At 43.3% G+C, this 24344-nt stretch carries 26 protein-coding genes and 4 tRNA genes; 19 read left to right on the plus strand and 11 right to left on the minus strand.

The genetic code is table 11. From position 1 onward, the window contains the following. The first annotated feature begins 108 nt into the window (after window positions 1-108). The 6 genes from AC787_RS26805 (at window position 109) to AC787_RS26830 (ending at window position 9120) form a co-directional block, all read left to right on the plus strand. Window positions 109-1836, plus strand: a complete 1728-nt coding sequence (locus tag AC787_RS26805; protein WP_054027997.1) for a methyl-accepting chemotaxis protein — start codon at window positions 109-111, stop codon at window positions 1834-1836. Between the two features lie 177 nt (window positions 1837-2013). Beyond that, entirely contained in the window at window positions 2014-2745 is a 732-nt protein-coding gene (locus AC787_RS26810) for an ABC transporter ATP-binding protein (RefSeq protein ID WP_082361159.1), read from the plus strand. Beyond that, complete coding sequence (locus AC787_RS26815; RefSeq protein WP_321166178.1) at window positions 2717-3781, plus strand: efflux RND transporter periplasmic adaptor subunit; 1065 nt, start codon at window positions 2717-2719, stop codon at window positions 3779-3781. The genes AC787_RS26810 and AC787_RS26815 overlap by 29 nt, the downstream gene beginning before the upstream one ends. A 3-nt stretch (window positions 3782-3784) precedes the next feature. Next, window positions 3785-6703, plus strand: a complete 2919-nt coding sequence (locus AC787_RS26820; RefSeq protein ID WP_054027998.1) for an ABC transporter permease — start codon at window positions 3785-3787, stop codon at window positions 6701-6703. 8 nt (window positions 6704-6711) lie between these two features. Beyond that, window positions 6712-7602, plus strand: a complete 891-nt coding sequence (locus AC787_RS26825) for an ABC transporter ATP-binding protein (protein ID WP_054028214.1) — start codon at window positions 6712-6714, stop codon at window positions 7600-7602. A 6-nt stretch (window positions 7603-7608) separates the two neighbouring features. After that, a complete protein-coding gene (locus tag AC787_RS26830) occupies window positions 7609-9120 on the plus strand; it encodes an ABC transporter substrate-binding protein (protein ID WP_063847678.1) in 1512 nt (503 codons plus the stop codon). 67 nt (window positions 9121-9187) lie between these two features. On the opposite strand, the gene AC787_RS26835 is transcribed toward AC787_RS26830, so the two are convergent. Continuing rightward, window positions 9188-9700 carry a 2'-5' RNA ligase family protein gene (locus AC787_RS26835; RefSeq protein WP_054027999.1) on the minus strand — a complete coding sequence of 171 codons (513 nt, stop codon included), beginning with the start codon at window positions 9698-9700 and terminating at the stop codon, window positions 9188-9190. Between the two features lie 141 nt (window positions 9701-9841). On the opposite strand from AC787_RS26835, the gene AC787_RS34525 reads away from it, so the two are divergent. The 4 genes from AC787_RS34525 (at window position 9842) to AC787_RS26850 (ending at window position 10413) form a co-directional block, all read left to right on the plus strand. Continuing rightward, window positions 9842-10006, plus strand: a complete 165-nt coding sequence (locus AC787_RS34525) for a hypothetical protein (RefSeq protein ID WP_162839330.1) — start codon at window positions 9842-9844, stop codon at window positions 10004-10006. Between the two features lie 109 nt (window positions 10007-10115). Further along, window positions 10116-10192 (plus strand) — tRNA-Met (locus tag AC787_RS26840). 37 nt (window positions 10193-10229) lie between these two features. Continuing rightward, window positions 10230-10306: transfer RNA gene (locus AC787_RS26845), tRNA-Ile, on the plus strand. Between the two features lie 21 nt (window positions 10307-10327). After that, a tRNA-Leu gene (locus tag AC787_RS26850) sits at window positions 10328-10413 on the plus strand. A 163-nt stretch (window positions 10414-10576) separates the two neighbouring features. On the opposite strand, the gene AC787_RS26855 is transcribed toward AC787_RS26850, so the two are convergent. Then, on the minus strand, window positions 10577-11092 hold the full coding sequence (locus AC787_RS26855) for an RNase H family protein (protein WP_054028000.1): 516 nt from the start codon (window positions 11090-11092) through the stop codon (window positions 10577-10579). A 344-nt stretch (window positions 11093-11436) separates the two neighbouring features. Between AC787_RS26855 and AC787_RS26860 the strand changes: the two genes are divergently transcribed. The 3 genes from AC787_RS26860 (at window position 11437) to AC787_RS26870 (ending at window position 13234) form a co-directional block, all read left to right on the plus strand. Beyond that, window positions 11437-11832 (plus strand): RDD family protein, encoded by a 396-nt coding sequence (locus tag AC787_RS26860; RefSeq protein ID WP_054028001.1) that lies wholly within the window; start codon window positions 11437-11439, stop codon window positions 11830-11832. A 168-nt stretch (window positions 11833-12000) separates the two neighbouring features. Beyond that, on the plus strand, window positions 12001-12489 hold the full coding sequence (locus tag AC787_RS26865) for a hypothetical protein (RefSeq protein ID WP_152970757.1): 489 nt from the start codon (window positions 12001-12003) through the stop codon (window positions 12487-12489). Window positions 12490-12541: 52 nt separating this feature from the next. Beyond that, a complete protein-coding gene (locus AC787_RS26870) occupies window positions 12542-13234 on the plus strand; it encodes a uracil-DNA glycosylase (RefSeq protein ID WP_054028003.1) in 693 nt (230 codons plus the stop codon). Window positions 13235-13297: 63 nt separating this feature from the next. On the opposite strand, the gene AC787_RS26875 is transcribed toward AC787_RS26870, so the two are convergent. After that, entirely contained in the window at window positions 13298-14251 is a 954-nt protein-coding gene (locus tag AC787_RS26875; RefSeq protein ID WP_054028004.1) for an S-layer homology domain-containing protein, read from the minus strand. Between the two features lie 200 nt (window positions 14252-14451). Between AC787_RS26875 and AC787_RS26880 the strand changes: the two genes are divergently transcribed. Continuing rightward, window positions 14452-14527, plus strand: a tRNA-Val gene (locus AC787_RS26880). A 127-nt stretch (window positions 14528-14654) separates the two neighbouring features. On the opposite strand, the gene AC787_RS35455 is transcribed toward AC787_RS26880, so the two are convergent. Both AC787_RS35455 and AC787_RS33035 read right to left on the minus strand, forming a co-directional pair. Beyond that, a complete protein-coding gene (locus AC787_RS35455; RefSeq protein WP_082361161.1) occupies window positions 14655-14822 on the minus strand; it encodes an aspartyl-phosphate phosphatase Spo0E family protein in 168 nt (55 codons plus the stop codon). A 210-nt stretch (window positions 14823-15032) separates the two neighbouring features. Further along, entirely contained in the window at window positions 15033-15206 is a 174-nt protein-coding gene (locus tag AC787_RS33035) for a YjfB family protein (protein ID WP_069188208.1), read from the minus strand. A 189-nt stretch (window positions 15207-15395) separates the two neighbouring features. On the opposite strand from AC787_RS33035, the gene AC787_RS34530 reads away from it, so the two are divergent. Together AC787_RS34530 and AC787_RS26885 are read left to right on the plus strand one after the other, a co-directional pair. Next, window positions 15396-15563, plus strand: a complete 168-nt coding sequence (locus AC787_RS34530; RefSeq protein WP_162839331.1) for a hypothetical protein — start codon at window positions 15396-15398, stop codon at window positions 15561-15563. Between the two features lie 134 nt (window positions 15564-15697). Continuing rightward, window positions 15698-15949, plus strand: coding sequence for a DUF3892 domain-containing protein (locus tag AC787_RS26885; RefSeq protein ID WP_054028005.1), 252 nt, complete (start codon window positions 15698-15700; stop codon window positions 15947-15949). 72 nt (window positions 15950-16021) lie between these two features. On the opposite strand, the gene AC787_RS26890 is transcribed toward AC787_RS26885, so the two are convergent. Continuing rightward, on the minus strand, window positions 16022-16756 hold the full coding sequence (locus tag AC787_RS26890) for an MBL fold metallo-hydrolase (RefSeq protein WP_054028006.1): 735 nt from the start codon (window positions 16754-16756) through the stop codon (window positions 16022-16024). Window positions 16757-17255: 499 nt separating this feature from the next. Here AC787_RS26890 and AC787_RS26900 point away from each other — a divergent pair, with 499 nt between their 5' ends. After that, window positions 17256-17819: a stalk domain-containing protein gene (locus AC787_RS26900; RefSeq protein ID WP_054028008.1), complete on the plus strand. Its 564-nt coding sequence runs from the start codon at window positions 17256-17258 to the stop codon at window positions 17817-17819. Window positions 17820-17937: 118 nt separating this feature from the next. Next, window positions 17938-18246: a DUF1292 domain-containing protein gene (locus AC787_RS26905; RefSeq protein ID WP_054028009.1), complete on the plus strand. Its 309-nt coding sequence runs from the start codon at window positions 17938-17940 to the stop codon at window positions 18244-18246. A gap of 78 nt (window positions 18247-18324) precedes the next feature. On the opposite strand, the gene AC787_RS26910 is transcribed toward AC787_RS26905, so the two are convergent. Both AC787_RS26910 and AC787_RS26915 read right to left on the minus strand, forming a co-directional pair. Beyond that, a complete protein-coding gene (locus tag AC787_RS26910) occupies window positions 18325-18741 on the minus strand; it encodes a DUF1885 family protein (RefSeq protein ID WP_054028010.1) in 417 nt (138 codons plus the stop codon). Window positions 18742-18870: 129 nt separating this feature from the next. Next, on the minus strand, window positions 18871-20340 hold the full coding sequence (locus AC787_RS26915; RefSeq protein WP_054028216.1) for an aminotransferase class I/II-fold pyridoxal phosphate-dependent enzyme: 1470 nt from the start codon (window positions 20338-20340) through the stop codon (window positions 18871-18873). Window positions 20341-20514: 174 nt separating this feature from the next. Here AC787_RS26915 and AC787_RS26920 point away from each other — a divergent pair, with 174 nt between their 5' ends. Beyond that, window positions 20515-21708 carry an MFS transporter gene (locus AC787_RS26920; RefSeq protein WP_054028011.1) on the plus strand — a complete coding sequence of 398 codons (1194 nt, stop codon included), beginning with the start codon at window positions 20515-20517 and terminating at the stop codon, window positions 21706-21708. 60 nt (window positions 21709-21768) lie between these two features. On the opposite strand, the gene AC787_RS26925 is transcribed toward AC787_RS26920, so the two are convergent. From AC787_RS26925 to AC787_RS26935, 3 genes are read right to left on the minus strand one after another with little or no spacing between them, the layout of a single operon-like run. Then, window positions 21769-22440, minus strand: coding sequence for a TetR/AcrR family transcriptional regulator (locus tag AC787_RS26925; RefSeq protein WP_054028012.1), 672 nt, complete (start codon window positions 22438-22440; stop codon window positions 21769-21771). A 57-nt stretch (window positions 22441-22497) separates the two neighbouring features. Beyond that, window positions 22498-23517, minus strand: coding sequence for an ABC transporter permease (locus tag AC787_RS26930; protein ID WP_054028013.1), 1020 nt, complete (start codon window positions 23515-23517; stop codon window positions 22498-22500). Next, window positions 23514-24278 (minus strand): ABC transporter ATP-binding protein, encoded by a 765-nt coding sequence (locus AC787_RS26935; RefSeq protein ID WP_235561130.1) that lies wholly within the window; start codon window positions 24276-24278, stop codon window positions 23514-23516. The genes AC787_RS26930 and AC787_RS26935 overlap by 4 nt, the downstream gene beginning before the upstream one ends. Window positions 24279-24344: the final 66 nt, after the last annotated feature.

Below are 24344 nucleotides of genomic sequence, written 5' to 3' on the forward strand. Positions count from 1 at the left end.
TTCGACACAAAAATTTATCTTTTTTTGAAAGGGACTCTTCTTTATAGCCGTTTGTCTCCGATAAATAATTATAGAGAATTGTCATGAATTTGAGGGGCGGGGTTATTAATGAAATTATCTTTGCGTGCTAGGCTAGTCATGTTGTCTTTGGTTCCACTTTTGTTATATGCATTTACAGGACTTTATTTGCTCAAAGAGCAGCGGTCCGTTTTGAATGACATGACAGATCGTATTTTTGAGACTTCTAATCAAGTAGACACTTTAATCTTAAACGCGGATAGGGATATGTATCAGGCCTATCAAGCTTATTTGAGAGTGGAATCAGGTACTTTAGATCAAACAAATGCAGACGCTGCTCGAGCTGAATTGGCCGAAAATCTTAAACAAGTCGAGGATCGGGTAGGAGAAGCGCAAACCATTCTATACGAGAAAGGACTTCAGAATCTATCCTCGGGCGAGTCTGAGCGCAGTATTAATCAAATATTAATTGAGTTTAAGGCTAATTTTAATTTCTGGTCAGCCGCAGCGGTTAAAGCAGCAGCTGATGGAAAGAGCAATTTTCAAAATAAACAGATCGATAATAGCTTCCTAACAAGTAGAAAAAGTATTGATGAAATCGGTCAAAATACTAAAGTGTACGCACAATCAACGATTGCTAACATTACAGATGAATTAGATAAAACACAGCTTACTCTCTTTATCTCCATTATTGCGCTTACATTCGTTTTATTAATTTCTGTTTATTTTACAATTCGCCATATTATGAAGACGATCAAAAGCGTCGTGTTCAAAACACAGCGTGTAGCAGAAGGGGACTTGACCGTTCTCCCAGATCGGAAGTACAGCAAGGATGAGCTTGGCCGTATTTCGCAATCGGTCGATCATATGATCGAAGCTACAAAGCAACTTATTAGCGGAATTGCCGATAATGCTGCTGAAGTAACCAAATCGACAGAACAATTAACGACAGCTTCGAAGGAGTCGGCAGATGCAGCAGAACATGTCGCTCAAAATATTCAGGAAGTAGCCAATGGCTCAGAAGTACAAGCAAGAGGCGCAGAAGAAACATCTAGAGCGATCGAGGAAATGACAATTGGCATTCAGCGAATCGCAGAAAATACAGCCTCGATCGCCGATAAATCTTCTTCTACCTCAAAACAGGCCGACCTCGGCCATGAAGCTCTGCTTCGTTTAGTTGCTCAAATGGGCGAGGTGAGGTCAGTGATCAGCAGTCTATCGGATACGATTGAAACGCTTGAGCATCGTTCGAAGGAAATTGGTGCAATCGCCGAAAATATAACGAGCTTTTCTAATCAAACGAATATTTTGTCGCTTAACGCATCGATTGAAGCAGCGCGTGCAGGTGAACACGGCAGAGGTTTTGCTGTCGTTGCAGGAGAGATTCGCAAGCTGGCAGCGGGATCGCTGGCATCGGCTGATGGGATACACCAACTCGTAGACGTGACACGAAGCGAAATTGCGGGAGCTTCAGCGTACATGTCGCAAACGATTCTGGAAATGGAACGGGGCAGCGAGCGGGTAGGTGAGGTTCGTCAAAACTTGGATATCATCGTTGCTTCTATTGTACAGATGAGTGAGCAGATTCATGAAAATTCTGCGATTACGCAGCAAATGTCCGCCAGCTCCGAGCAGGTAAGTGCTTCAATGGAACAAACGGCTTCTACAGCTGCGGGTAACCTTGAGAAGACAGAAAACGTCGCCGCTGCAACGGAAGAGCAGCTTGCATTAATGGATAATATTTCTTCTGCGGCTGTTCATCTGAATGAAATTGTACGCGAATTGGATCTTGCTATTGCACATTTCAAAGTAAAGTAAGATAATGTAAAAGCTGCTTTTTATGCGAAATTTAAGCATTCGCTAAAAGCAGCTTTTTTTGCTATAAAAAGGTTTTACAAAGTTGTTTAAATTTGACGTAACTTTTTGAGCATGTCCTACGTCTATCATGTAAGATGAGAATTATGAAAGTTGGTTGAGGAGGGATCGGAAGCGCTAATGGCCATTCCGCAGGAAGAAGAACAGAGGATTGAAGAGCAGTTTGAAACGGCTGAAGAAAGACGCGATCTGCTAAAAGTTATCGATGTAGAGCGTACATTCCAAGTTGGCGGTTCTCCGCTGCCTGTATTGAAGGGCATTAATATGGAGCTTAAGGAGCGCCAATTAGTTATGCTCAGAGGGAGATCAGGCTCTGGCAAGACGACGCTGTTGAATTGCTTAGGTGGGCTCGATACACCTAGTAAAGGAGAAATCATGTTTAACGGTTTGCCTTTTCACAGCATGAGTGATGATCAACGCACATTAGTTAGGCGAAAGCATATGGGCTTTATCTTTCAGGCCTTCGCACTTATGCCGCTATTGTCCGCGCGAGAGAATGTCGAGCTGTCCCTTCGCATGGCTGGCGTTCCACGAGCGGAATGGAAGGATAGAGTTATGGAATGTCTTGAGCTGGTTGGCCTAGAGCGGCGTATGAATCATCGCCCTTTCGAACTCTCTGGCGGCGAGCAGCAGCGTGTGGCTATTGCCAAGGCGATCGCTCATAAGCCAATGCTGCTGCTTGCTGATGAACCAACGGCAGAGCTTGATACTGGAATGTCAGCTCAAATTATGGCGGTTTTCCAAAATATTATTCGCACTGAACAAGTTTCTATTTGTATGACTACACATGATCCTACGATTTTGGAGGTTGCTGACATTGTCTATGAAATGGTGGACGGAAAATTTATTTAAACGTTCAATGGTTGTTGTTTTAAGTGCTTCTTTAGTACTTTCAAGCGGGTGCTCCTTGCTTCCCGCGGAAGATGAAGAAGAGGTATTGCCAGAGATTGCCCCTGCACAAATATCGAAGAAGCCCGAGTATGAGGTAACGACTGCGACATTAGAAACGAAGATACCTTTGATCGGCAAGCTTATTTCTTTGGAAGAAGAGACGATGTTTTTCACATTGGACGGCAAGAACTTAAAGGAGCTGAATGTGAAAGTAGGATCAACGGTGAAAGCCGGTCAAGTGATTGGTCAGCTAGACGTTGATACATTGGTCAAATCTTTGCGACTCGAAAGACTTGCTTTTAGGAAAGTAGAAAATGAAATGAAAGACACGCTGCGTCAGCGTGATGAAATGGACCCTGTTGAATTCGAAGGGAAGTTAATCGCCTTTGAAGAACAGAAGCAGAAGCTTGTAGATATGGAAGAGGAAATTGCGAAAGCTACCTTAAAGGCTCCATTTGCAGGAACGATTGTAACGCTTAACGTGCAGAAGGGTGATTTGATCAAAGCCTATGCGCCGATTGCGATTGTAGCTGATACGAGTAAGATTACTGCTGCAGCAAAGATTACTAAGTCGGAGCTTGAAAAACTAGGCGTAGGCATGGAAGTAACTGCTAATATTACGAGCGTCGGTACTTTTAAAGGCAAGATCAAGCAGCTTCCATTCAAGACCGAGGAGCAGAACAACGGTGGCAATCCAGGAGGAATTCCTGGAGAAAAACCGGAGCGTCCGGAAGACTTCTTAATCGTTGATCTTAAAGATTTGCCAAAAAACTTAAATCGCGGTATGCCGCTTTCAATTAATGTTATTACGAAGCGTACTGAAAATGCTATTGTTATTCCTCCTTCAACGCTTCGTTCTATCGGATCCCGTACGTATGTGCAGGTCATAGAAGGCGAAGTTAAGCGTGAAGTTGACGTAGAGGTAGGCCAACAAACCTCGACGAATATCGAGATCCTACAAGGGTTGAAGCCGGGGCAGAAAGTTGTAGGTCGATAGCCAATGGGAATTCCGCTGTTTCGTTTTTTGTTCCGCAAAATGTGGAACACGCGCTGGCTAACCTTAAGCACGCTGGCCGGACTGACCCTGGCGGTTGCATTTGCAACGAGTATTCCCATGTATGCAGATGGCGCGCTCAAGAGAGTAGTAGCCGAATCACTGCAGCAGAAGAGTACCGGATTACCTGCGGGCTCCCTTCTCATGAGGTATCAATCACCTGCTGGCGGTAAAACGGATTTATCAGCGTTGTCGGAGCTTGAGCGTTATATTAAAGATGGAATACCCAAGGAAATTGGATTTCCTTTTGGTACGTATGTAAACAGCTATTCCATTCGTGGCGCTGAGGTTGTTCCTGAGGATTCAACCAAAGTAGACGCAGGACGCAACCGCCTACTGACGATTATGAACATGTCAGAACTAGAGAAAAATACGGAGCTAACCCAAGGTAGATGGTTTGTAAATACCGAAGGCGATGGAGAATTACTCGAAGCAGTCATGTTCGAGGAAGCGATGTATAGAAATGATGTACATATCGGCGATGTTTTTGAATATCCGATATACGGTGGACTAGATCTGACATTACGAGTGAAAATTGTCGGAGCTGTCAAACCGCTTACTGATACGAGTTCATACTGGTATCAGGGGATGGAAAGCTTGCTGAATACGTTACAAATAAGCGAAGCAGCATTTGAAAAGATGCTGTTAGCTAATAAGAAAATTCCGCTGCATAATGCAAGCTGGTACTACGCATTTGATTTATCGGAAGTAAAAACGAGTCAATTAACACCGTTAAGCAGGACACTTGAACGCTTGAATATTGAACTGTATCAACGTCTCAAGGACACAAGAGTAGAAATTTCTTTTGCATCCACGCTTACAGAATTTAAGAAACAAAGCTTGCAGCTGCAAACATTGCTGTTTACACTAGCTGCTCCCATGCTTGCAATGGTGTTTTTCTTCATTGCAATGAATGCAAGGCAGTCGCTGGATAAGCAGCGAAGCGACATTGCAGTGCTTCGAAGCAGGGGCGCCGGTACTCGGCAAATTATTTGGATTTATTTGCTCGAAGGTCTTTTGCTCGGTGGGATTGCGCTTGGAAGCGGTCCGTTTATCGGGTGGTTCATGGCGAAGAGCATCGGATCAGCTAATGGATTCCTTTCATTCGTGAATAGGAAGTCCATACCGGTCGGCTTCTCAACAGAGGCCATTATCGCGGGTGGCGCAGCTGTGTTGCTTGCGCTTATGGCAACTATTATTCCAGCGATTATTTATGCAAGATCTTCAATCGTAAGCTATAAGCAGGATCTGGCTCGCTCTGACCGTAAGCCGATTTGGCAGCGTTGGTATCTCGACGTTTTATTAATTGCCGCTGCGGGTTATGGCTGGTATATGTTCAATGAGCGCCAGATGCTGACATTTAAGACTGGCATGACAACGGATCAATTAAACGTGCAGCCATTTTTATTTTTTGTTCCTGCATTATCAATTTTTGCACTTGGGCTATTTTTCTTACGGTTATTCCCATGGCTATTGAAGGTGTTCACATGGCTTGGCCGCAAGTTCTTACCGGTTCCGCTTTATTTGACACTGACTCAGCTATCACGTTCATCCAAGGGATATTACCCGTTGATGATTCTATTGGTGCTAACGCTGGGCCTCGGTGTCTATAACGCATCGGCAGCAAGAACGATTGATTTGAACTCCACGGAACGTACGCTGTATAAGTACGGAGCTGACGTTACCATTCAAACGGTATGGGAAGGCACGGCGGAAATTACGACGAAGCCTGGCAACAACGGTGGAAATGGTGGAAACGGCGGCGGTGGAGGCAATGGCGGCGGTTCTGGCGGTGGAGGCAATGGTGGAGGCGGCAATGGCGGTGGTTCAGGTGGCGGCGGTGGCGGTCAAACTGTGCCTTCGAAGATGTTGTTCAGTGAACCGCCATTTGAGCTTTTCCGTTCCCTTGAAGGCGTAGAAGCGGCTGCTCGTGTATTGCAGACGAAGGGGAGCGTAGTCATATCAGGCAAATCGATTGGTCAAGGAACCGTAATGGGAATTGATAATGTAGACTTTGCTAAGGTTGGCTGGTTCCGCAACGATTTGTATCCCGTTCATCCGAATTATTATTTGAATAACTTGGGTAAATTTGAGCATGCAGCACTCATTCCTTCAAAAGTAGCAGAGAAGTACCAGTTGAAGCTAGGTGATCCCGTTTCCGTTGGATTCCCTGAAGGAAAAGTGGATTTTATGGTCGTTGGCATTTTGCCATATTGGCCTAGTCAATATCCGGATAAATCACCATTTATCATCACGAATTTAGATTATATTTATGACCAGCTTCCGCTTATTCCTTATGAGGTTTGGCTGAAGATGAAGCCTGATGCTAAGGTAGCTCCGATCGTTGAAGCGCTGCAGAAGGCAGGGGTAGAGATGGCAGCTATTAAGGATGTAAGAAGCGAGCTCATCATTCAATCGAAGCTTCCGACAAGAGGTGGCGTTTTCGGAATACTGAGCTTAGGTTTTCTTGTTTCGGTCGTCATCACATTAGCGGGATACGTGCTATTCTGGTTCTTTAATCTCTCCGGCCGTGTTGTCCAATTCGGGGTATTGCGGGCGATGGGATTATCGCGAAAGCAGCTTACAGGAATGCTGCTTCTGGAGCAGTTATTTACGGCAGGACTTGCGATTGGACTTGGTGTGTTAATTGGTAAGGGAGTGAGTTTACTCTTCCTGCCATTTTTGCAAACGACTGAAAACGTTGCTGAAACAGTACCGCCTTTCCGTGTCATATTCGAGTCTAGCGATACGAATCAATTGTTTGTAGTCGTCGGATTTATGATGCTGACCGGCGCACTGCTGCTCTTCCTGCACATTCGCAGGCTCAGAGTGCATCAAGCGGTCAAGATGGGAGAAGAACGATGACAACAGCGATGATCGATTGCGAAGGTCTGGTGAAAATTTACAAGACAGACGATCTAGAGGTCGTCGCCCTGCAAGGTTTGAACTTAAAGGTAAACGAAGGCGAGCTAATGGCCATTATTGGCAACAGCGGCAGCGGGAAATCGACGCTTCTGAATACGCTGGGCGGTCTTGACCGCCCTTCAGCCGGCCAGGTACATGTGGGTCCATGGGATCTGCTGAAAATTACCGAAGAGGATCTAGTGAAGTACAAGAGGGAGACGGTAGGTTTTATTTGGCAAAACAATGCTAGAAACCTGCTGCCATATCTCACTGCCCTTGAAAATGTGGAAATGCCGATGATGTTGTCGGGGAAGGTAGATCGCGCTTATGCGAAGCAGCTGCTTGAATGGGTAGGCTTGAAGGAGCGAATGCATAACAAGCTCCATCAATTATCAGGCGGTGAACAGCAAAGGGTTGCCATTGCCATTTCATTGTCGAATCGCCCGAAATTATTGCTGGCCGATGAACCGACAGGCTCGGTTGATACCGCAACCTCGGATTTAATTATGGGTATTTTTCGCAGATTGAATCGCGAGATCGGTATTACTATCGTCATCGTTACGCATGACTTGACGCTTGCCGGCAAGGTGGACCGAGTGGTTGCCATTCGCGATGGCTTGACGAGTACCGAGTTTATTAAACGCAATCCGAATATTACTCTTGATGGAGGTGAGGCAGAGCTTCCGGCTACAAGCAGCGGACTGCAGTCTGTACATGAAGCCTATGTCGTAGTAGATCGAGTTGGTCGTTTACAAGTGCCTAAGGAATATTTATCTGCTCTAAACATTAAAGACAAAGCAACTATGGAATTTGACGGCGAGCGGATTATTATCACTCCGCCTAAATCACTGGGGGGTTAAAACCGAATGAATAACAAACGATTGTCAGGAATGCGAATTCGCAAGTTTACTTTAGTTTCGTTGACACTTGCCTTGCTTATAGGCTTGCTTGCAGCGTGCAGCAGCGGCTCAGACAGCTCAACCGAAAAACGGGTTTTACGTATTGGCGTTCTTTATGGCGGTTCGGATAATGAGCCTTATTTCCGTCAGCAATACACGGATATGTATGAAATGTCTCATCCTAACATTGAGTTCCAAATCGTAGGCGCAATCAACTATGATGATCAACGCTTTGAGCAGCAAGATCCATCAAAGCCAACACCGCAACCAGATCCGTATGAGAAAATGAAAGAAATGATGACCGGAGCAAATCCAGTAGATCTTGTTGTACTGGATTACAATCTCCTTCGTCGCATGACACAAGACAATCTGTTACAACCGCTTGATCCGCTAGTGGCACAAGATAAATTCGACCTGTCGGATTATGTTCCAACTGTTATTGAAGGCATTAAGGCTGCTGGTGACGGCGGTTTGTATGCATTGACGCCAACTTTCAACTCCTCTGCGCTTTACTACAACAAAAAAATGTTTGCTGATGCTGGTGTAACTCCACCAACTAACAAAATGGAGTGGTCTGAAGTTCTTAACCTGGCGCGTCAAGTAGCTAAGGGTGAAGGCGAGGATCGTAAATTTGGATTCTCCTTCAACCGTTGGTCTTCAGATGGCTTTAGCAATGCGCAGTCATATAGTCAAGCATTGCAACTGAAAATGTGGGATGACAAAGGCGAGAAAATGCTCGTAAATAGTGATCAATGGGAAGATGTATGGAACACCGTTGCATCACTTTACCAAGAAGAAATTATTCCAACACAAGAATATATGAATAAAATATATGAGAAGCAAAGCGCTGAAGGCGGCGGCGGCAATGATCCTTTCTATGGTGATTTGTTCATTAAAGGCAAAATAGCTATGACAATTGGCGACTACGGTTATATCAACGAACTTAAGAGAGCTGCGGACAACGCATCGAAAATTAAGGATTTTGAACCAGTTGATTGGGACGTTGTAACAGTTCCCGTTTCTCCAAGCGATCCAGAAGTAGGCAGCAGTATTTTTCTAAGCCAACTTATGGGAATTAACAACAAAGCACAAAATGATAAAGATGCTTGGGATTTCATCAAGTTCTCCAATAGCAAGGAATGGGCTAAGCTGAAATCGAGAAGCCTTTATGAGATGGTTGCACGCAAGGAGTTTTTGACTCCAATCGGCGGTTTGCAATACAACATTGATGCATTTACTTCACTTAAGCCAATGCCAGCAGTGGATAATGAAAAAATCTTCCGTGAGAAACCAGGCGTTTGGGAAGCGCAACAGCCTGGTTATGAGATGTTCCAGGCAGTAATCGAAAAGAAAAAGTCTGCACGCGAAGCGCTTGCTGAGTGGGAGACGCGCGGAAACGCAGTTTTGGAGAAAATTAAAAACAATCCAACTGGTGAAGGCAGCGGTGGCGGAGTCGAAATTATGCCGATGCCTAGATAATAAGAAATAAGAAAGAAGCCCGTAATCGACCTGTGCGTCGTTTGCGGGCTTTTCCTTATACATTTATCTAACCTCGTAATAGAAATGACTGGTAGGCGGTCCAAGAGCCGTTCTCGGTCTGATACAACAGATGTATGCGATCAATTTTTGATGAAAGATCGATGGACTGCATGCGTAGGTTTCCAAATAAATCATGCAGCTCATCAGCTGAGATCTCTTGCCCTATCGTGACATGCGGGGTGTAAACATGTTTTGGTTCACCAATTGCCAGCGGACCGCTGCACACTCTCTCTTGGAGCTTCTGCATGGATGCTGTGTCTTCAAGCGCTAAATATAGTACATGACTTACAGGAAAAAAAGTAGATACGCGGTTCAAATGGATGGAGAAGGCAGGCACCTTAGATGTTATTTGCTCTAAATGAGCGACTACAAGCTGCAGCTCTTCATCTGACCAATCTTCTGCTTCTTTCACTGTTAGATGAGCTGGGATGGCTGTGTAATGCGGATCATGGCGTCTTCGCCAGCTATTAGCGAAGTCCTGTACATGCTTTTCGGGAAAAACAACAATTCCATATAACATGGTCTTCAGCTCCTTCGAAATGACCTATTTTGAGTATACCCCATTTGCATGTATGATCCCAATTTTGGGGTATTCTAATGTATACAACCTTAATTGGAGTCGTAAACATCAGTTTCTCCAATAAAATAGTGGAGGGATAACATGAGATGGGTATACTGGGTTCGCCTATATGAGACAAAATTTCAAGCAGGTTGTCTGGTTAGGAGAATGGAGAATGACGGATGGATGTATGGTTATGAAACTCCGCATGAGGTGGAAGTATTTCGATCCCGAAAAGGCCGCTACGGCGTAAGGTTTATACCATGAAAAATAAAAAGAAAATAAATTAGAATATTTTGCTTGACTTAAAACACACCTATATAGTATATTATTTTATGTCGCCAATTCAACTGGCTTTGCTCAAATGGATATACGTCGCGGGGTGGAGCAGCCCGGTAGCTCGTCGGGCTCATAACCCGAAGGCCGCAGGTTCAAATCCTGCCCCCGCAACCAACCTTTCGATGAATACGTTGAAATATACGTTTTTCGAGGGCCCTTAGCTCAGTTGGTTAGAGCGGTCGGCTCATAACCGATTGGTCGGGGGTTCGAGTCCCTCAGGGCCCACCATAAGCAAAACCTTTACAATATGCCGGGGTGGCGGAACTGGCAGACGCACAGGACTTAAAATCCTGCGGTGGGTGACCACCGTACGGGTTCGATTCCCGTCCTCGGCATACCTAGAAAGCCTTGAATGTTCAATGGTTTTCACGAAGTACATAAGATGTACGAAACATGAAAAAACCTCCTTTGTAGAATCTGACTAGTCAGTTCTAAACGAAGGGGGTTTTTTTATTGTTAATTAATTGATCATATTAATATCTAATGATGTTAATGCACTTATTGAACAGCAGCTTGTCTAGCAGCATTGTGAGCCAATCGGTGTAGAGAATTGTTTTTTTTGTGCTTACTCATGTACTTTATTTGTACTTCAACTTCGGGGTACATAACTTTCAAATGTTGTAGAGATGCCAATATTTCATCTCTTGCTTTTTCATAATGTGATTGTGAAAAGTAGTTTTTCGATAAAATCTTAGTGATTTGACTACAATCCGTAAAGATGATGGCGAGCTTCGGTTGATACTCCATAAGCGCAGTTGAGAGTATTTCTAGACTGTAAATGACAGCAAGTAATTCTCCGTAATTAGAACCCTCATCATGTTCAATTCGTATTTTTTGGGCGGTAACACGTATCGTTCTATTGAAGACAAAGCAACAACCTGCTCCATGATTATTTTGCGCAACGAAACCGGAATAATCGCAATACAAGCAGATCATACCCTTGTTAACTATGTTTTGTCTTAGGCCGGGATTAGCATATGCTTTTTTTATTAGTACATCCATTGTAGAATCCACTAAATTTAACCTCCAGATCGTATCCGTTATTTTAATCATAGTCAAAAAAGAGATTGGTTAATCTGATATGGGCTATTGTCTACATATTTTTGTTTGAGGATAGGTGAGGTGGAAATGAGAGGCGGGTAATGAGGAAACCTATCCTACAAGAGATGGTTTGGTTCAATGGGTTAGTGTAGAAAAGGAACAATACTTTAATGGTGCAGATTAAAAGACTGGCTCAATCAATTCACTCTAAAAAAGATGGAAGCCTGACCGTTATCGCAACGGGATTTGTTTATGGCATACATCTGAATTGATGCGCGTAAGTTTTATTAGGGAATGGACCCAAGGAGGGGGATAATATGAACGCAGGTTTTTGGATTCGATTAGGAGCTGGATTGTTGGACGGCATCATTATTGGAATTCCTCTCGCTGTTATTTCAATGTTGTTTACAGGAGGGTATGAAGGAAGAGACTTTTTCACAGATACGGTCTCATTTCTTTACTCGTTATTGGTTCCGGTATTTTGGAGCGGTTATACCATTGGAAAACGGATATGCGGTGTACAGATTAGAAAGCTGGATGGTTCTCCACCAGGATTAGGCACCATGTTATTGCGTAATGTTGTCGGTGGACTCATTTATGCATTAACGTTAGGCATTGCAGTGATCGTCAGCGCCTTTATGGTCGGTTTGCGCGAGGACAAAAGAGCTATTCATGATTTTATTGCAAGTACAGAAGTCGTGCATTCTAGATAATGTGCCTCATTAGCTCGTTGCGATAATACGCAGCGGGCTTTTTTTCTATTATGTGCTTGGCATCGGTCTCAAAATTTATGAGGAATCTTTTTTGCTTTCTCTATTTTGAATGAAGTAAACTAAGAGTTGTATTGAAATACCTGAGTGATATGGGAAGTAGGTGGATAGATGATGCAGCACAAGAACGAGGAGACTTCACTTAAGCTGAGCGCGCGTCGACTCTATGCGGAGATTTTCTCTTTAAAGGATACGCTGTATAATGATCTTCTTAATCGGTTTAAGGATGATGTTTCACTAACGGAAAAGGCAGAACAGTGGAAAACCGGCATAATGGCTGCTGCGATCTCTACAGCGCTTTATAGCTCCTCTCTAGCTGGAAACAAGGAGTTCCCGTACGTATATTCCTATTTGAAAATAAAGCTTAAAACACATCATCCTGAAGGGGAAGCCGCTATTGAGGATTGTATGTCCGTCATTTCAAGCCTATTAAATGAAGCTGATTATCAGCCTGAATCATTCTCCGAAGGGATTGCTTTATGGCTTTATTTTAGCATTCAGGGTAGGGAGTCATTCGTAGAAGAGGAGACGGTTCCATACTTGCTAGCTGGTCAATATATCAATCAATTTTTTTATAATTGGTTTGATAGGCAGGCTTAAAAGGTCTCTGCTTATTCGAAAATGTTAGTGTTTGAAGGAGATATTGAATATTATGAATACCTTGGTCAATGATTGGTCTCAGAAGTTACAGAATGAGCTTGAAGCACCTTATATGCAAGAGCTTGTTGCGATACTGACAGAGAAATATAAAACAACTACGGTTTATCCAGAAGAGAAAAATATATATAATGCACTTCATCATACATCGTATGAGCAGACGAAAGTGGTTATTTTAGGCCAGGACCCCTATCATGGACCTAATCAGGCGCATGGGCTTAGCTTCTCCGTGCAACCTGGATTAAAGGTGCCACCATCATTAAAAAATATTTACAAAGAGCTGGAGTCAGACGTGGGGGCGGATGTACCTGATCATGGAAGTTTGCTTTCATGGGCTAAGCAAGGAGTGCTGCTTCTAAATACAGTGCTAACGGTGGAGGACGGCAATCCTAATTCCCACCAAGGAATGGGATGGGAGCGATTTACAGATTCAATCATCGCTGCCCTAAATGACAGGGAGAAGCCGGTTGTTTTTATACTCTGGGGCAAGAACGCGGAGTCAAAAGCTAAACATATTAATGCGGACAAGCATCATCTTATTATTTCGCCGCATCCGAGCCCGTTTGCAGCACGCAAAGGTTTTTTTGGAAGCAAGCCTTTCTCAAGGGCGAATACTTTTCTAGAGCTGATCGGCAGCGAACCGATAGACTGGACGATTCCTATGCTGAATGAGCTTGATCACAAATAAAAAAAGACTTCTCATCTGTCTGAACGGTAGCTTGGACAGGTAGAGAAGTCTTTTTTTGTTGTTTTAATTTATGATGAACGCTTTGCCTGTCGATGATTCACTCGAACCCATAGATTGGGAGAGTACTGGCTTTAGCTTAGCGTCAACATAGGTGGATGTTGATACGTCTGTAATAACTTGAGGATACATTTTATCAGGATCAGGCAATACCAGCTCTACATTAATGATAGCTTGATCTCCTTCGAAACCAATAGAGGCGATACGGATGCTATAACCTGGATGTCCTACTTGTGTGCTTACGGTTACTTTATTGATTTGCGGGTTTACAGCCTCAATAGAAAGCTTAAGGTCAAGGCTCGGTTGCTCTGGCTGAGTAGGGATGGGAGCCGTCTCCTTTACAAATGTAATGGCGTCATAAAGCCAGCCTGCTGCATCACCGCGCAAAATAGCTTTTTTAGGATAAAATTTATTCGAACTATCTAATGTGACAACCTTGCTTATGAGCAGCTTTTGAATACTATCCATGTAGGTTTTGTTTACATCGGCCGCATCTTCTAACTGCATGAAAATTTCTATAAAGGCGTAGTCGCCTTTCGTCATCATTGCTTTAAACAAATGATGAGCAAATTGCTCACGAGTCATAATGTCGTTAGCTTTGATCGTTTTAGGAATTTCTAGACCATTAAGATTAGCGATAATAAAAGCTTGCGAGTACCATGCATTATCTTTTAGGTTCGTATAGTAATCGCTTGCCTTAGGCTCTTTAATGAATCGGATGTGGTCAATATTAATGTCTAACCCTTTTACAATCAAAGAAACGCCTTCTGCATAAGTGAGCTTGCCTTTTGGATTAAACCTATCATGTTTATCTCCGCTTAGTATACCCAACTTCTTAAGCTCATTAATTTTATGCTCGTTAACGTCATTTTTAACGTCCTTGAATGCCCAAACGGACTGTCCAAGTGTAAAGAGCATCATAGCAACCAGTGTCATTGTCAGTATCAATCGTCTTTTCATACGGTCACCTCTTCTTTAATTTGCTGCAGCACTTACTTGACGTCGTTAAAAGACAAATTGTTGCAATTCACTTATAATCATTATGACCGATCCCACTTTAGTGGAGACGTCGTGAAGAGAGCAGAGAGTCAGTAAAATATGAAAAGAAAAATGTTGACTTGGCGTCTTACACCTGATATATTATTAATTGTCGCTAACATGATCTGGTAGCTCAGCTGGGAGAGCACTATCTTGACAGGGTAGGGGTCACAGGTTCGAACCCTGTTCAGATCACCATAATTTAAACGTTCAGAACCCTTGCTTTGCAAGGGTTCTTTTTATTTTATCCGCAAAATGTAAACCTACAATAAAGAGAAATCATATCATTTCATGCAATATAATAAGCCTCTTTATACGAAAGTGACTAATTTGAATGGTTTGCTAAGCAGCCTGAATATTGATTTAAGAGATAATCAAGCTCCTGGCTGATTTTGAGAACAGCATGATCAGTGAAATTATTGCATGAGCCAAATATCTCAACCATTTCAGCTCGTACTTCTTCAATTCTTTGTTGATAGAAACAGATGTTCATAATAATCCCTCCAACTTTTCATTTGCTAAATTAAGGATAAACGAAGGTTGTTAGAATTTTTCAACAATATGATTAGGATAATGTTAGTTTTCTGAACAATCCCGAAGCAGTAGTCCCTCGTATTAGATTAACTACACCAATTATTTTCTTTTTAAACAGTTTAAAGATGGAAAACCCCCAAGTAGGGGTTCATGCCTTTGGGGGTACTGTTTAAACGCGAAGATCGATGCTCTGGCCTAAATGAGGTTGTGCTTGTTTAATCATTTGTACAATGTCTTGTCCTTGCTGCGTGGCCTGATCCTTAGCTAAAGACATGACACGGATGCTTGCTGCAAGCGCTAAGCTGTTCTGATTCATTGAAATTGATGCTGCTGCTATATCCATAAAACACCTCCTACTTCAATTATCGGCAGAAGGGATAAACTTCTTTATAATGAATTATAGTTCGCATAAAATGTGCTGGTATGCTGCTTGAAACTGTTTCATGCGACTTAATTGTGGATTTTATTAAACAATACTAAAGGGAAGATCTTTGGCATACCATGTTAGAAAGCGCGCAGGAGGCGGTTTCTGTTGGCAGCAGAGTATGCCTATTTAGCCATTTGGCTATTGGGGATGTTTGGAATTATCGGTATTGTTGTTGGATCTGTCGCAAGTTTCGCAATACATGATTCCTTGTCGCATGACGAGCAGTTTGTTTGGAGAAGGAAACTTCCAGCTGACGCGATCAAAAGAAAATAAAAACAAAAATCCGGCGATCGCTCACCATGCGAGAACGCTGGATTTTTTTTTGATGATGTTGCATAAACTTTGCATTCTCTAGGCATGATATGAATTGGTTGTACATTCTTAACCACTGAGAGGAGCTAACAAAGATGAGTCACGAGGTTGGCGGACAAGATACAAGGGAGCAAATTGTTGCCGTACAGAAGGATGGAGACGGTGATCTTACCGCATTCAAAACGAATAGCGGCCGCGTGCTTGACTATGCAACGGCACTTCAAGAAGTACAAGCTGGGCATATTGCGGGGGTAAACACCTTTAAAGGCAAAGATGGCGATATCTATATCCGAGGCGACGCAGATGGCGATCCAACGAACAATTTGGATCAGCTGCCTATTTTCTGAATCAATAGTTAATAGCATATAGTATTTAAAATGAGGCGCCGCATTTCTTAAATGCTGGCGCCTTTTTTGTACTTAATTGATCTCATACGTTTTATGCTGTCTGACTATTCGCATATGGCCAGTTAGACCTTCATACTGCTCTATAGCGTCTCCGTAATGCATAAGCCATATTTTCCTTTGAATAGATTCAGGAAGGCTTAGAAGCTCGTCCAGACTGGCGTGAACAACGCCTGGCGCTTCAAGCTGACAATCATGATAAATAGTAGTTATGCCATTATCGACTAATTGCTGAAGCAGCTCTGAGTCGAATCGCATGTCGGCAGAGTAGAAGAAACTGTTGTTAAAAATAAAGGAATAGCTTGGCTTATTAGGAATATGTTTGGTTTGCAACAGTTTAACGGTCAAACCAGGATGAATCTCAAATTCGTTATTTGGTTGAATGGGATGGACCTCGAAGAAATCCTTGAGCTTGTTTAACGGGTCTTGCGTTAATCCACCGCGAAGAGTTTGCTCCCACAGCGGTTCAACAAGTGACTCAGCTATGTATAGAACAGGCTTGCGATTATATTTAAACATCATTTGAAAGGCATATTCTTCTAATCCGCCAACATGATCCCCATGTATGTGACTGATGAGTACTGCATCAAGATCAGAGAAAGAAAGTCCCTGTTGATGCAATGCTTTGGGTAAAGTAATCCCGCAGTCTACGAGCAACCTGAAGCCGTTTATCTCAATAATAGCGTTATTATTATCATATTTTTTGGCAAAGGCGCTACCCGTTCCAATCATTTTAATTTGCATGAACAAATACCTCCTGAGCTTTCTATTCGTTTAATGTACCAAATTTTAAATATCTCTGACAATCAAAGATGCACATTCGCCCGTATCTACATACAATGCATAAGCGATACGTTTAGTGGAGGCGAACAAGTGATGAGCAAAGGAAAAGGTAAGGTATTGAAGAAAAAGCAACCGGCAAGCGATCGGAAACAGTTCAATTATAAACTCGTGCTTTCGAATACTTGTGCAGTTTGTAAAACACCGTGTGCAAGAGGAATGACGTATCTCGCAAGGATGAGAAACCCAGGAACAGTAGGCAAAGGTGTTCCGTGCATTTTAACGAGAACGTATGGGTAATTATTATTTCCACATCTATATTTCCCGGGCATGCGCAGGTTTCAACAACATTTGACAATAATGGTTCTATTGTAGTATGTGTTTAAAAATGTTTCAGAAAAAGCGCAACTTTGCACGGGTAGACGAGTATAACCTTTCATCCAGGCAATCGGATGGAGGGCTTACAACTATGAAATTCAGAAAAATCGTTATTCTGCTTCTGTTGCTATCTCTTTGGGGTGGAACCATGATGTTCGCGGACTCTGCATTACAGAAGGTGCGCGTTATCATTAACGGAGATAATCAGGATGACGGTGGAATAATGACCGATGGCAAAACCTATTTGCCACTCCGTCAATTAGCCACATCTATGCAGGCCATCGTGGAATGGGACAATCAAACAAAACGAGCGACTGTGTATAAGCCAAACGTGCATATGTTTCTGTTCCAAAATAATGCAGTATTCGGGAACGTAGCAAAAGGCTATCAAGCGAAGTTTAAAGTGTTTGCCCAAATTGATAATTTGATGACTGAAATCGTAGCTGTCAAAGTATCAATTTCCGATCCTAGTGGGAAAGAGAAAGTGATTCAAACAGAGAGTGTAAAAACATCAAAGGATAATTTCTGGTTTGCAACAGATGAAATCTCATATAAATTCGAATCTAGCGGGAAATATCCGATTCGTTTTTTCCTAAAGCTTAAGGGCTCAGATGAATGGACTGTTGTTTCAGAAAAACTAATCTCTTCATTGTAATCAAAAGGTTTAACGAAGGCGCTCCTTTTTCTCTGAGGGAGCGTCTTCGTTTGACCGTTGATAGAGTGTCATGTTAATATACGATAGTCTGTAAACATTATTGAAATGGGGTAATAACATGAGCGAACATCAGCATGGCGATGATTGCGGCTGTGGTGAAGACCACGAGCATGAAGAGCATGTCTTTATCGTGACTGACGACGAGGGCCAGGAACGTGAAATGGTCATGGTTTATACGTTTGAATCCGAAAGCAAAGTTTACGCTGTATTGCTAGATCGCAACGATCCAGAAGCGGACGGCGTCATCTTCCGTATTGAAGAAGAAAACGATGAGTCTTTCCTAGTCGGTATTGAAGACGACGCGGAATGGGATCGCGTAACAGCGATTTACGAAGAAATTGCTCGTACGGAAAGCGAAGAGAATTAATTCACTTCAGCTTTAACGAGCAAGTAGTAAAAAAACGATCTGCGAGTTTCGCTTGCGGATCGTTTTTTTTGTTTATTCTTATTTGCGCGGATTAAAATAAATCGTTCGACCATTAAACATAGTCAACTCTGCTTTCAACTGCTTGGCTATATATTTGCATAGTTCATTTGCTTTCGATTTGTCTCCGTGCGTAGCTTCGTCTGGTAGAACGATCTGTACGCAAGGTACGGTTTGGCCAGCTACGCTTGTGGTCTCGCCTGGGCCAAATATGATGTGTTTATAAAGGTGATTAATGCCTTTTAAATAAAACCAACGGTCATCTTGCTTCGATTCAATCGTATACGGAAATGCGGCCTCGGCATAGTCCCAATCCAATTGCGAGCCGGTGAGGCTTGTTTGCTCCCGATAACCCATAAGCTGGCTCTTAATATCTTGCAGTGTCAGTTTCTCCACGGATGATCCTTGCACAAATTTAATATAAGCGCTTTGACTCATCGTATCTCACCTCTGCCAACATCATAGCATGCCCGAAATGGGTTGACAATAAGTGGTATTCTGTAAAAAAGGAATAGATAAAAAAACGATCTCAGAATTCTTTTGAATTCCCGAGATCGTTTTTTTTATTTATGAAATCGCTGTTTCTTCTACGATTACTTTGACGAATTCGATGCTGCGATCCTCAGGCCCTTTGACAGGCAATCCGACTTGGACATGATCCACGATATAATCGATATTTTTTTGAGTAATGACTTCACCTGGCAATAAAATAGGGATACCTGGCGGGTAGACATAAATGAATTCAGCTATTATTCGGCCTGCTGATTCTTTGAACGGAAGAACTTCTGTCTCACCGTAAAAAGCATCCCGAGGCGTTAAGGATAGCTGAGGAATATCTGGTATTTTGACGACTAATTCACGAGCTTCAGCGCCTTCATGGAAATGTTCAGACAATCCACGCAGTGCTGTTAACAATTTAGACACGGAATCAGAGGTATCACCAGGCGTAACTAAGCAAAGAATGTTATACATATCGCTCATTTCGATTTCCACATTATAGTTATCGCGAAGCCAGTTCTCTGTTTCATAACCCGTGATACCAAGGTGGCGAACATGAACGGAAACTTTGGTTGGATCGAAATCATAAGTAGCCTCATCGCCGAGAATCTCTTCTCCAAAGCAATATAGACCTGGAATTTCATTGATTTGTTTACGTGCGAGTTGAGCAAGCTCAATTGCACGCTCAGCGATAGCATGTCCGTTCAAGGCAAGGTTGCGTCTAGACGTATCAAGCGAGCCTAGCAAAATATACGATGTCGACGTTGTAGTGAGCATACTGATGACGGTTTGAATGCGGTGTGGATTAACTCTTCCTTTACGAACATTGAGAACCGAGCTTTGTGTCATAGAACCGCCAAGCTTATGAACGCTCGTAGCGGCCATATCCGCACCTGCTTGCATCGCTGACATAGGCAGCTTCTCATGGAAATGAATGAGAACGCCGTGTGCTTCGTCCACGAGTACGGGGATATCATAGCTATGAACAAGGTCAACGATCTCTTTAAGGTTGGCACAAATGCCGAAATAGGTAGGGTTGATGACAAGCACAGCTTTTGCATCTGGATGGCGCTCTAGCGCTTTACGAACGGAGCGGGTCGTAATGCCATGGTCGATGCCCAGCGTATTGTCACGCGCTGGTGAAATGAATACCGGTCTGGCACCTGCAAAAATGATTGCGGCCATTATGGATTTGTGAACATTTCGAGGCACAATGATTTTGTCGCCTGGGGCGCATACCGTCAAAATCATCGTCATAATCGCGCCGCTTGTTCCTTGTACAGAGAAATAAGTGTAATCTGCTCCGAAAGCGTCAGCAGCTAGCTTCTGCGCTTCCTCAATAACGCCGGTTGGCTGATGCAGGTCATCAAGCGGTGCTATATTGATTAAATCGATCGACAACGCGTTATCGCCGATAAATTCGCGAAATTCCGAATCGCTGCCTAATCCCTTTTTATGTCCGGGAATATGAAACTGAACGGGATCCTGCTCCGCATGCTTACGAAGCGCGGTGAAGAGCGGGGTTTTATTGTGATCCATCGCTTTCATCCCTGCCTTTCTTTAAAGTTTACAAACAAAGTTGAGTATAGCAAATACAGGGGGGAATGCAAGCTCCAATTTGAGATAGGAGCATCATTTTCAATTTGTTCTTCAATTGTTCATACATGTGCGATAAATGGATATGGTAACATAGGTTGGTGGAGGGGTTGTATTATGAAAGATAAACGAATGCTAATAGTAATGGCTACTTTAATGACAACATTTATTGGATTCGGCATTATCATCCCGGTTATGCCAGAAATTATTCAAGCTGCAGATCCGAGTAAAGCGGAGCTACATACGGGTTGGATGCTTGCTATTTATTCTGCGGTTTCTTTTTTCTTATCGCCATTTTGGGGAAGTTTGTCCGACCGAATCGGCAGGCGGCCAATTATTTTAGTAGGGGTTCTTGGTTTTGCGGCAAGCTTCTTGTTGTTTGGTTTATCCTCAGGAAATTTAACGCTCATGTACCTTTCACGGGTGCTAGGTGGCTTGTTCTCTGGGGCGGTAGCTTCCGTTATTGTAGCGTATGTTGCCGATATTACGTCGCCAGAAGAGAGAACGAAGGGTATGGGACTCGTCGGGATGTCTATCGGACTGGGCTTTACGATCGGACCGGGCGTTGGCGGTTTGCTAAGTGTAATCTCGCTGGAAACCCCATTCTACGCAGCATCAGCTTTAGCACTGTTAACGTTCCTCTTGGCCGTATCGAAGCTGAAGGAATCACTTTCACCTGAACAGCGGCGCAGTAAAACAGAAAAACGTGTATCGCGATGGGCTGCGTTTACTGGTCCGCTTAAATACTTGTACGTGTTGGCCTTTTTTGTAACGTTCACACTCGCTGGAATGGAAGCGACCCTGCAGTTTTTTGGCATGCGACGTTTTGATGTGACGCCATTTCAGGTTGGTATACTATTTTTTGTTTGCGGCTTTGTGGGAGCACTCGTTCAGGGCGGAGTTGTACGTCGGAGAATCAAGACAGGAGAGGAGCCGAAATATATTGCAATCGGACTCGTCATCTCAGCACTTGGGTTTTTCATGCTTCTCGGTGCACATTCCCTCTGGTGGGCTACGTTATCTCTAGCTGTATTTGGAATCGGCAACTCCTTGATTAGGCCATGTGTAACTTCACTCATTACTCAGAAGACGACAGTTGGTAAAGGGGTAGCATCTGGTCTAAGCTCATCGATGGATAGCCTTGGGCGTATTGCCGGTCCGCTTCTTGGTTCTTTTTTCTTTACGATAGAAATGGGACTGCCATACTTGCTTGGCGGCATATTATGCTTAGCTGCACTGCTGCTATTGCTTCGTTTCCGTCAAATGGACAAAAATAGGATTGGAGAAACGGAAGTTAACGCTGCTAAATAAACAAATAAACATAAAAAACAAGCCGGTTACTCATCTTCTGATGGGCAACCGGCTTGTTTTCTATTGGCGATCAAGGAGTAGCCCTTTTATAATAAAAGCGATGGTCGCCTCTTTTTCCTTTTCATCATCCCAATGGTTATCCTCCATAGTACCAATAAACGTACGACTGAGTACGTAACCCATTAAGGACGATGCGATTAAACGAATAACGGTAAGGGGCGACCAATTAACAATTACGCCTTGCTGCTGAAATTCTTTAATACTAATACTGAATTTATCTACCACTTTCGTAAGAATGAGCTTCTGGAATTGGTCCAGCAGATCGGGATGAAACGGGATTTCTTGAACAAAAATTTTCAAAACCTGGATATGGCGCTCTACAAATGAAATACGATTGTCAATGATAGCTCGCAGCATAAGGTCAAAGCTGTCAAAGCGGCTTTCAAGCACTTTATAGAAATCGCGCAGTACAAAAGGTGCGATCAACTTTGCCATAACAGGTGCAACGATCGAGAAAAGCAGATCTTTTTTTGTTTTGTAATGACGAAAAATCGTTCCTTCTGCCACACCAGCTCGCTGAGCGATTTCACTCGTTGTAGAAGCGGCAAAACCCTTCTGAGCAAATACCTCCGAGGCAGCTTGCACGATTTTCAATTGTTTTTCCGTCATTTTCACTTCTTCATCATCTAGTTGCAATAGCTTCTGCAGCCATTGATCTACCGGTTCTTGCATGTTAGACACTCCTTCGCGTTAACCCATTCCTTTGATTTTATTAGATGTCCTATGCTTCTATATACGGCGGTGCTTCTTCAGTGCCAGAACATTCAAGACTGCAAACAATAGGGAAAATCCAACTAATACGTATACATTCACTTGAAAATCACTCCAGCCTTCTCCGCGAATCATGATTCCTTGCATAGCGTCCGCCCCATAGAAAAGAGGCATAAGGTAACTTAATTTTTGCAGCCAAGGGTTCATCGCATCGAGGTTAAACAATCCTGAGAAAAACGCCTGTGGCACGATGACAATGGGAATGAATTGAATGATCTGAAATTCGCTGCTTGCAAAAGAGGACAACAGCGTTCCCAGGGTTAATGCTGTTAATGATAATAATAAATTAATAACAAGCATATATAAAATGCTGCCCTCCATGTACATCCCAAGCACTTGAACGGAATACCAAGCAATCAAGCAGGCTTGCAGCAGGGTGAAAATACCGAAGCCAGCTAAATAACCGACCACGATTTCGCTTCGTCTAATTGGCGTGGCTAATAAACGCTCCAAGGTACCGCTTGTTCGCTCACGAAGGAACGAGACACCCGCAAGCAAGAAAACAAAGAAGAAGGAGAAGAAACCAATTAAAACAGGCCCATAGGAGTCGAATGCAGCCATCTCAGGGCCGCCGTGTAGGTAGGAAATAGTTGGAGCGGCGTTATCACCGCCTGGTTGTATAGCGCTCTGTATGAGCAATATTACCGCTCGATTGATCGATGGGTCGCTTCCTTCAAGCGTTAGTTTAGGCATGCCGCCGCTTGCTTCCATAATCGCGTCGAGTTTGCCAGTTTGTAACGCAGCTTGAGCAGCTGCGGTTTCGTCATAAAGCGTTATTTTAGCATTTAATTGCTCGAACTTTTCTGTTATAGCTGCAGGCATATTAACCATTCCGATTGCTGGAGAGACGGCTTGCCCATCAAAAACTAATTTCATTAAGGTTAAAATGAGCAGGGGGGCAAGAAATAATAAGGCCAGTGTTCGTTTATCACGCAAAAATTGATTAATAATTCGAATGGCGAGCGCACGTATTCTCATCGTTCATCTCCTTCGCTTTGGCCAAGCGCAATGAATGCCTCTTCGAGTGTGTCACAACCTGCTTGCTGCTTAAGTGCTTCAGGTGTATCGACTGCTATAAGTTTTCCGCCTCGTATCAGTCCTAATCGATCACATTTCTCAGCCTCATCCATGACATGTGTCGTTATAATAATGGTCACGCCTTGCTTGCTGAGCGCAGATAGCTCCTTCCAAATCGATTGGCGCAAAACAGGATCAATGCCCACCGTTGGTTCGTCGAGCACGAGAAGCTTGGGCTCATGCAAGAGGGCAATCGCAAGCGAGAGCCGGCGTTTCATGCCGCCTGAATAAGCAACCGTTTGCTTATGAAGATGATCGGTTAACGCAACAAGTCTGGATACTATATGAATCCGATCTTGCAGTAAAGCTCCCTTTAAACCGAACATAGCCCCAAAAAACGCCAAGTTTTGCTTGCCCGTCAATTCGTTATAAAGCGCATCTGATTGGGCCATGTAACCAAAGGCTTGCAGCATTTTTAGCTGTGGCATAGGTTCTCCGAGCATCCGGACGGTCCCGGCATTTGCCTGGTCAATCCCAGTCATAAGCTTGATTAGCGTCGTTTTTCCGGAGCCGGAAGGGCCTAGTAAACCAAATAGTTCACCACGCGGGATCGTAAGTGTAATGCCATCAAGTACGATACGATCTCCAAATGAACGGTTAATGTCTTGGAGTTCTACGGCAAAGGCTGTTTCAGATAATTCTGCTAGGCTGTTATTCATCATAGATCACACTCCACTTTCCTCAAATGAGTAAGCACTTATCCAATTATATACAGGTTTTTATAAAAA

It is taken from the genome of Bacillus sp. FJAT-28004, assembly GCF_001280845.1.
GTDB lineage: Bacteria > Bacillota > Bacilli > Paenibacillales > Paenibacillaceae > Pristimantibacillus.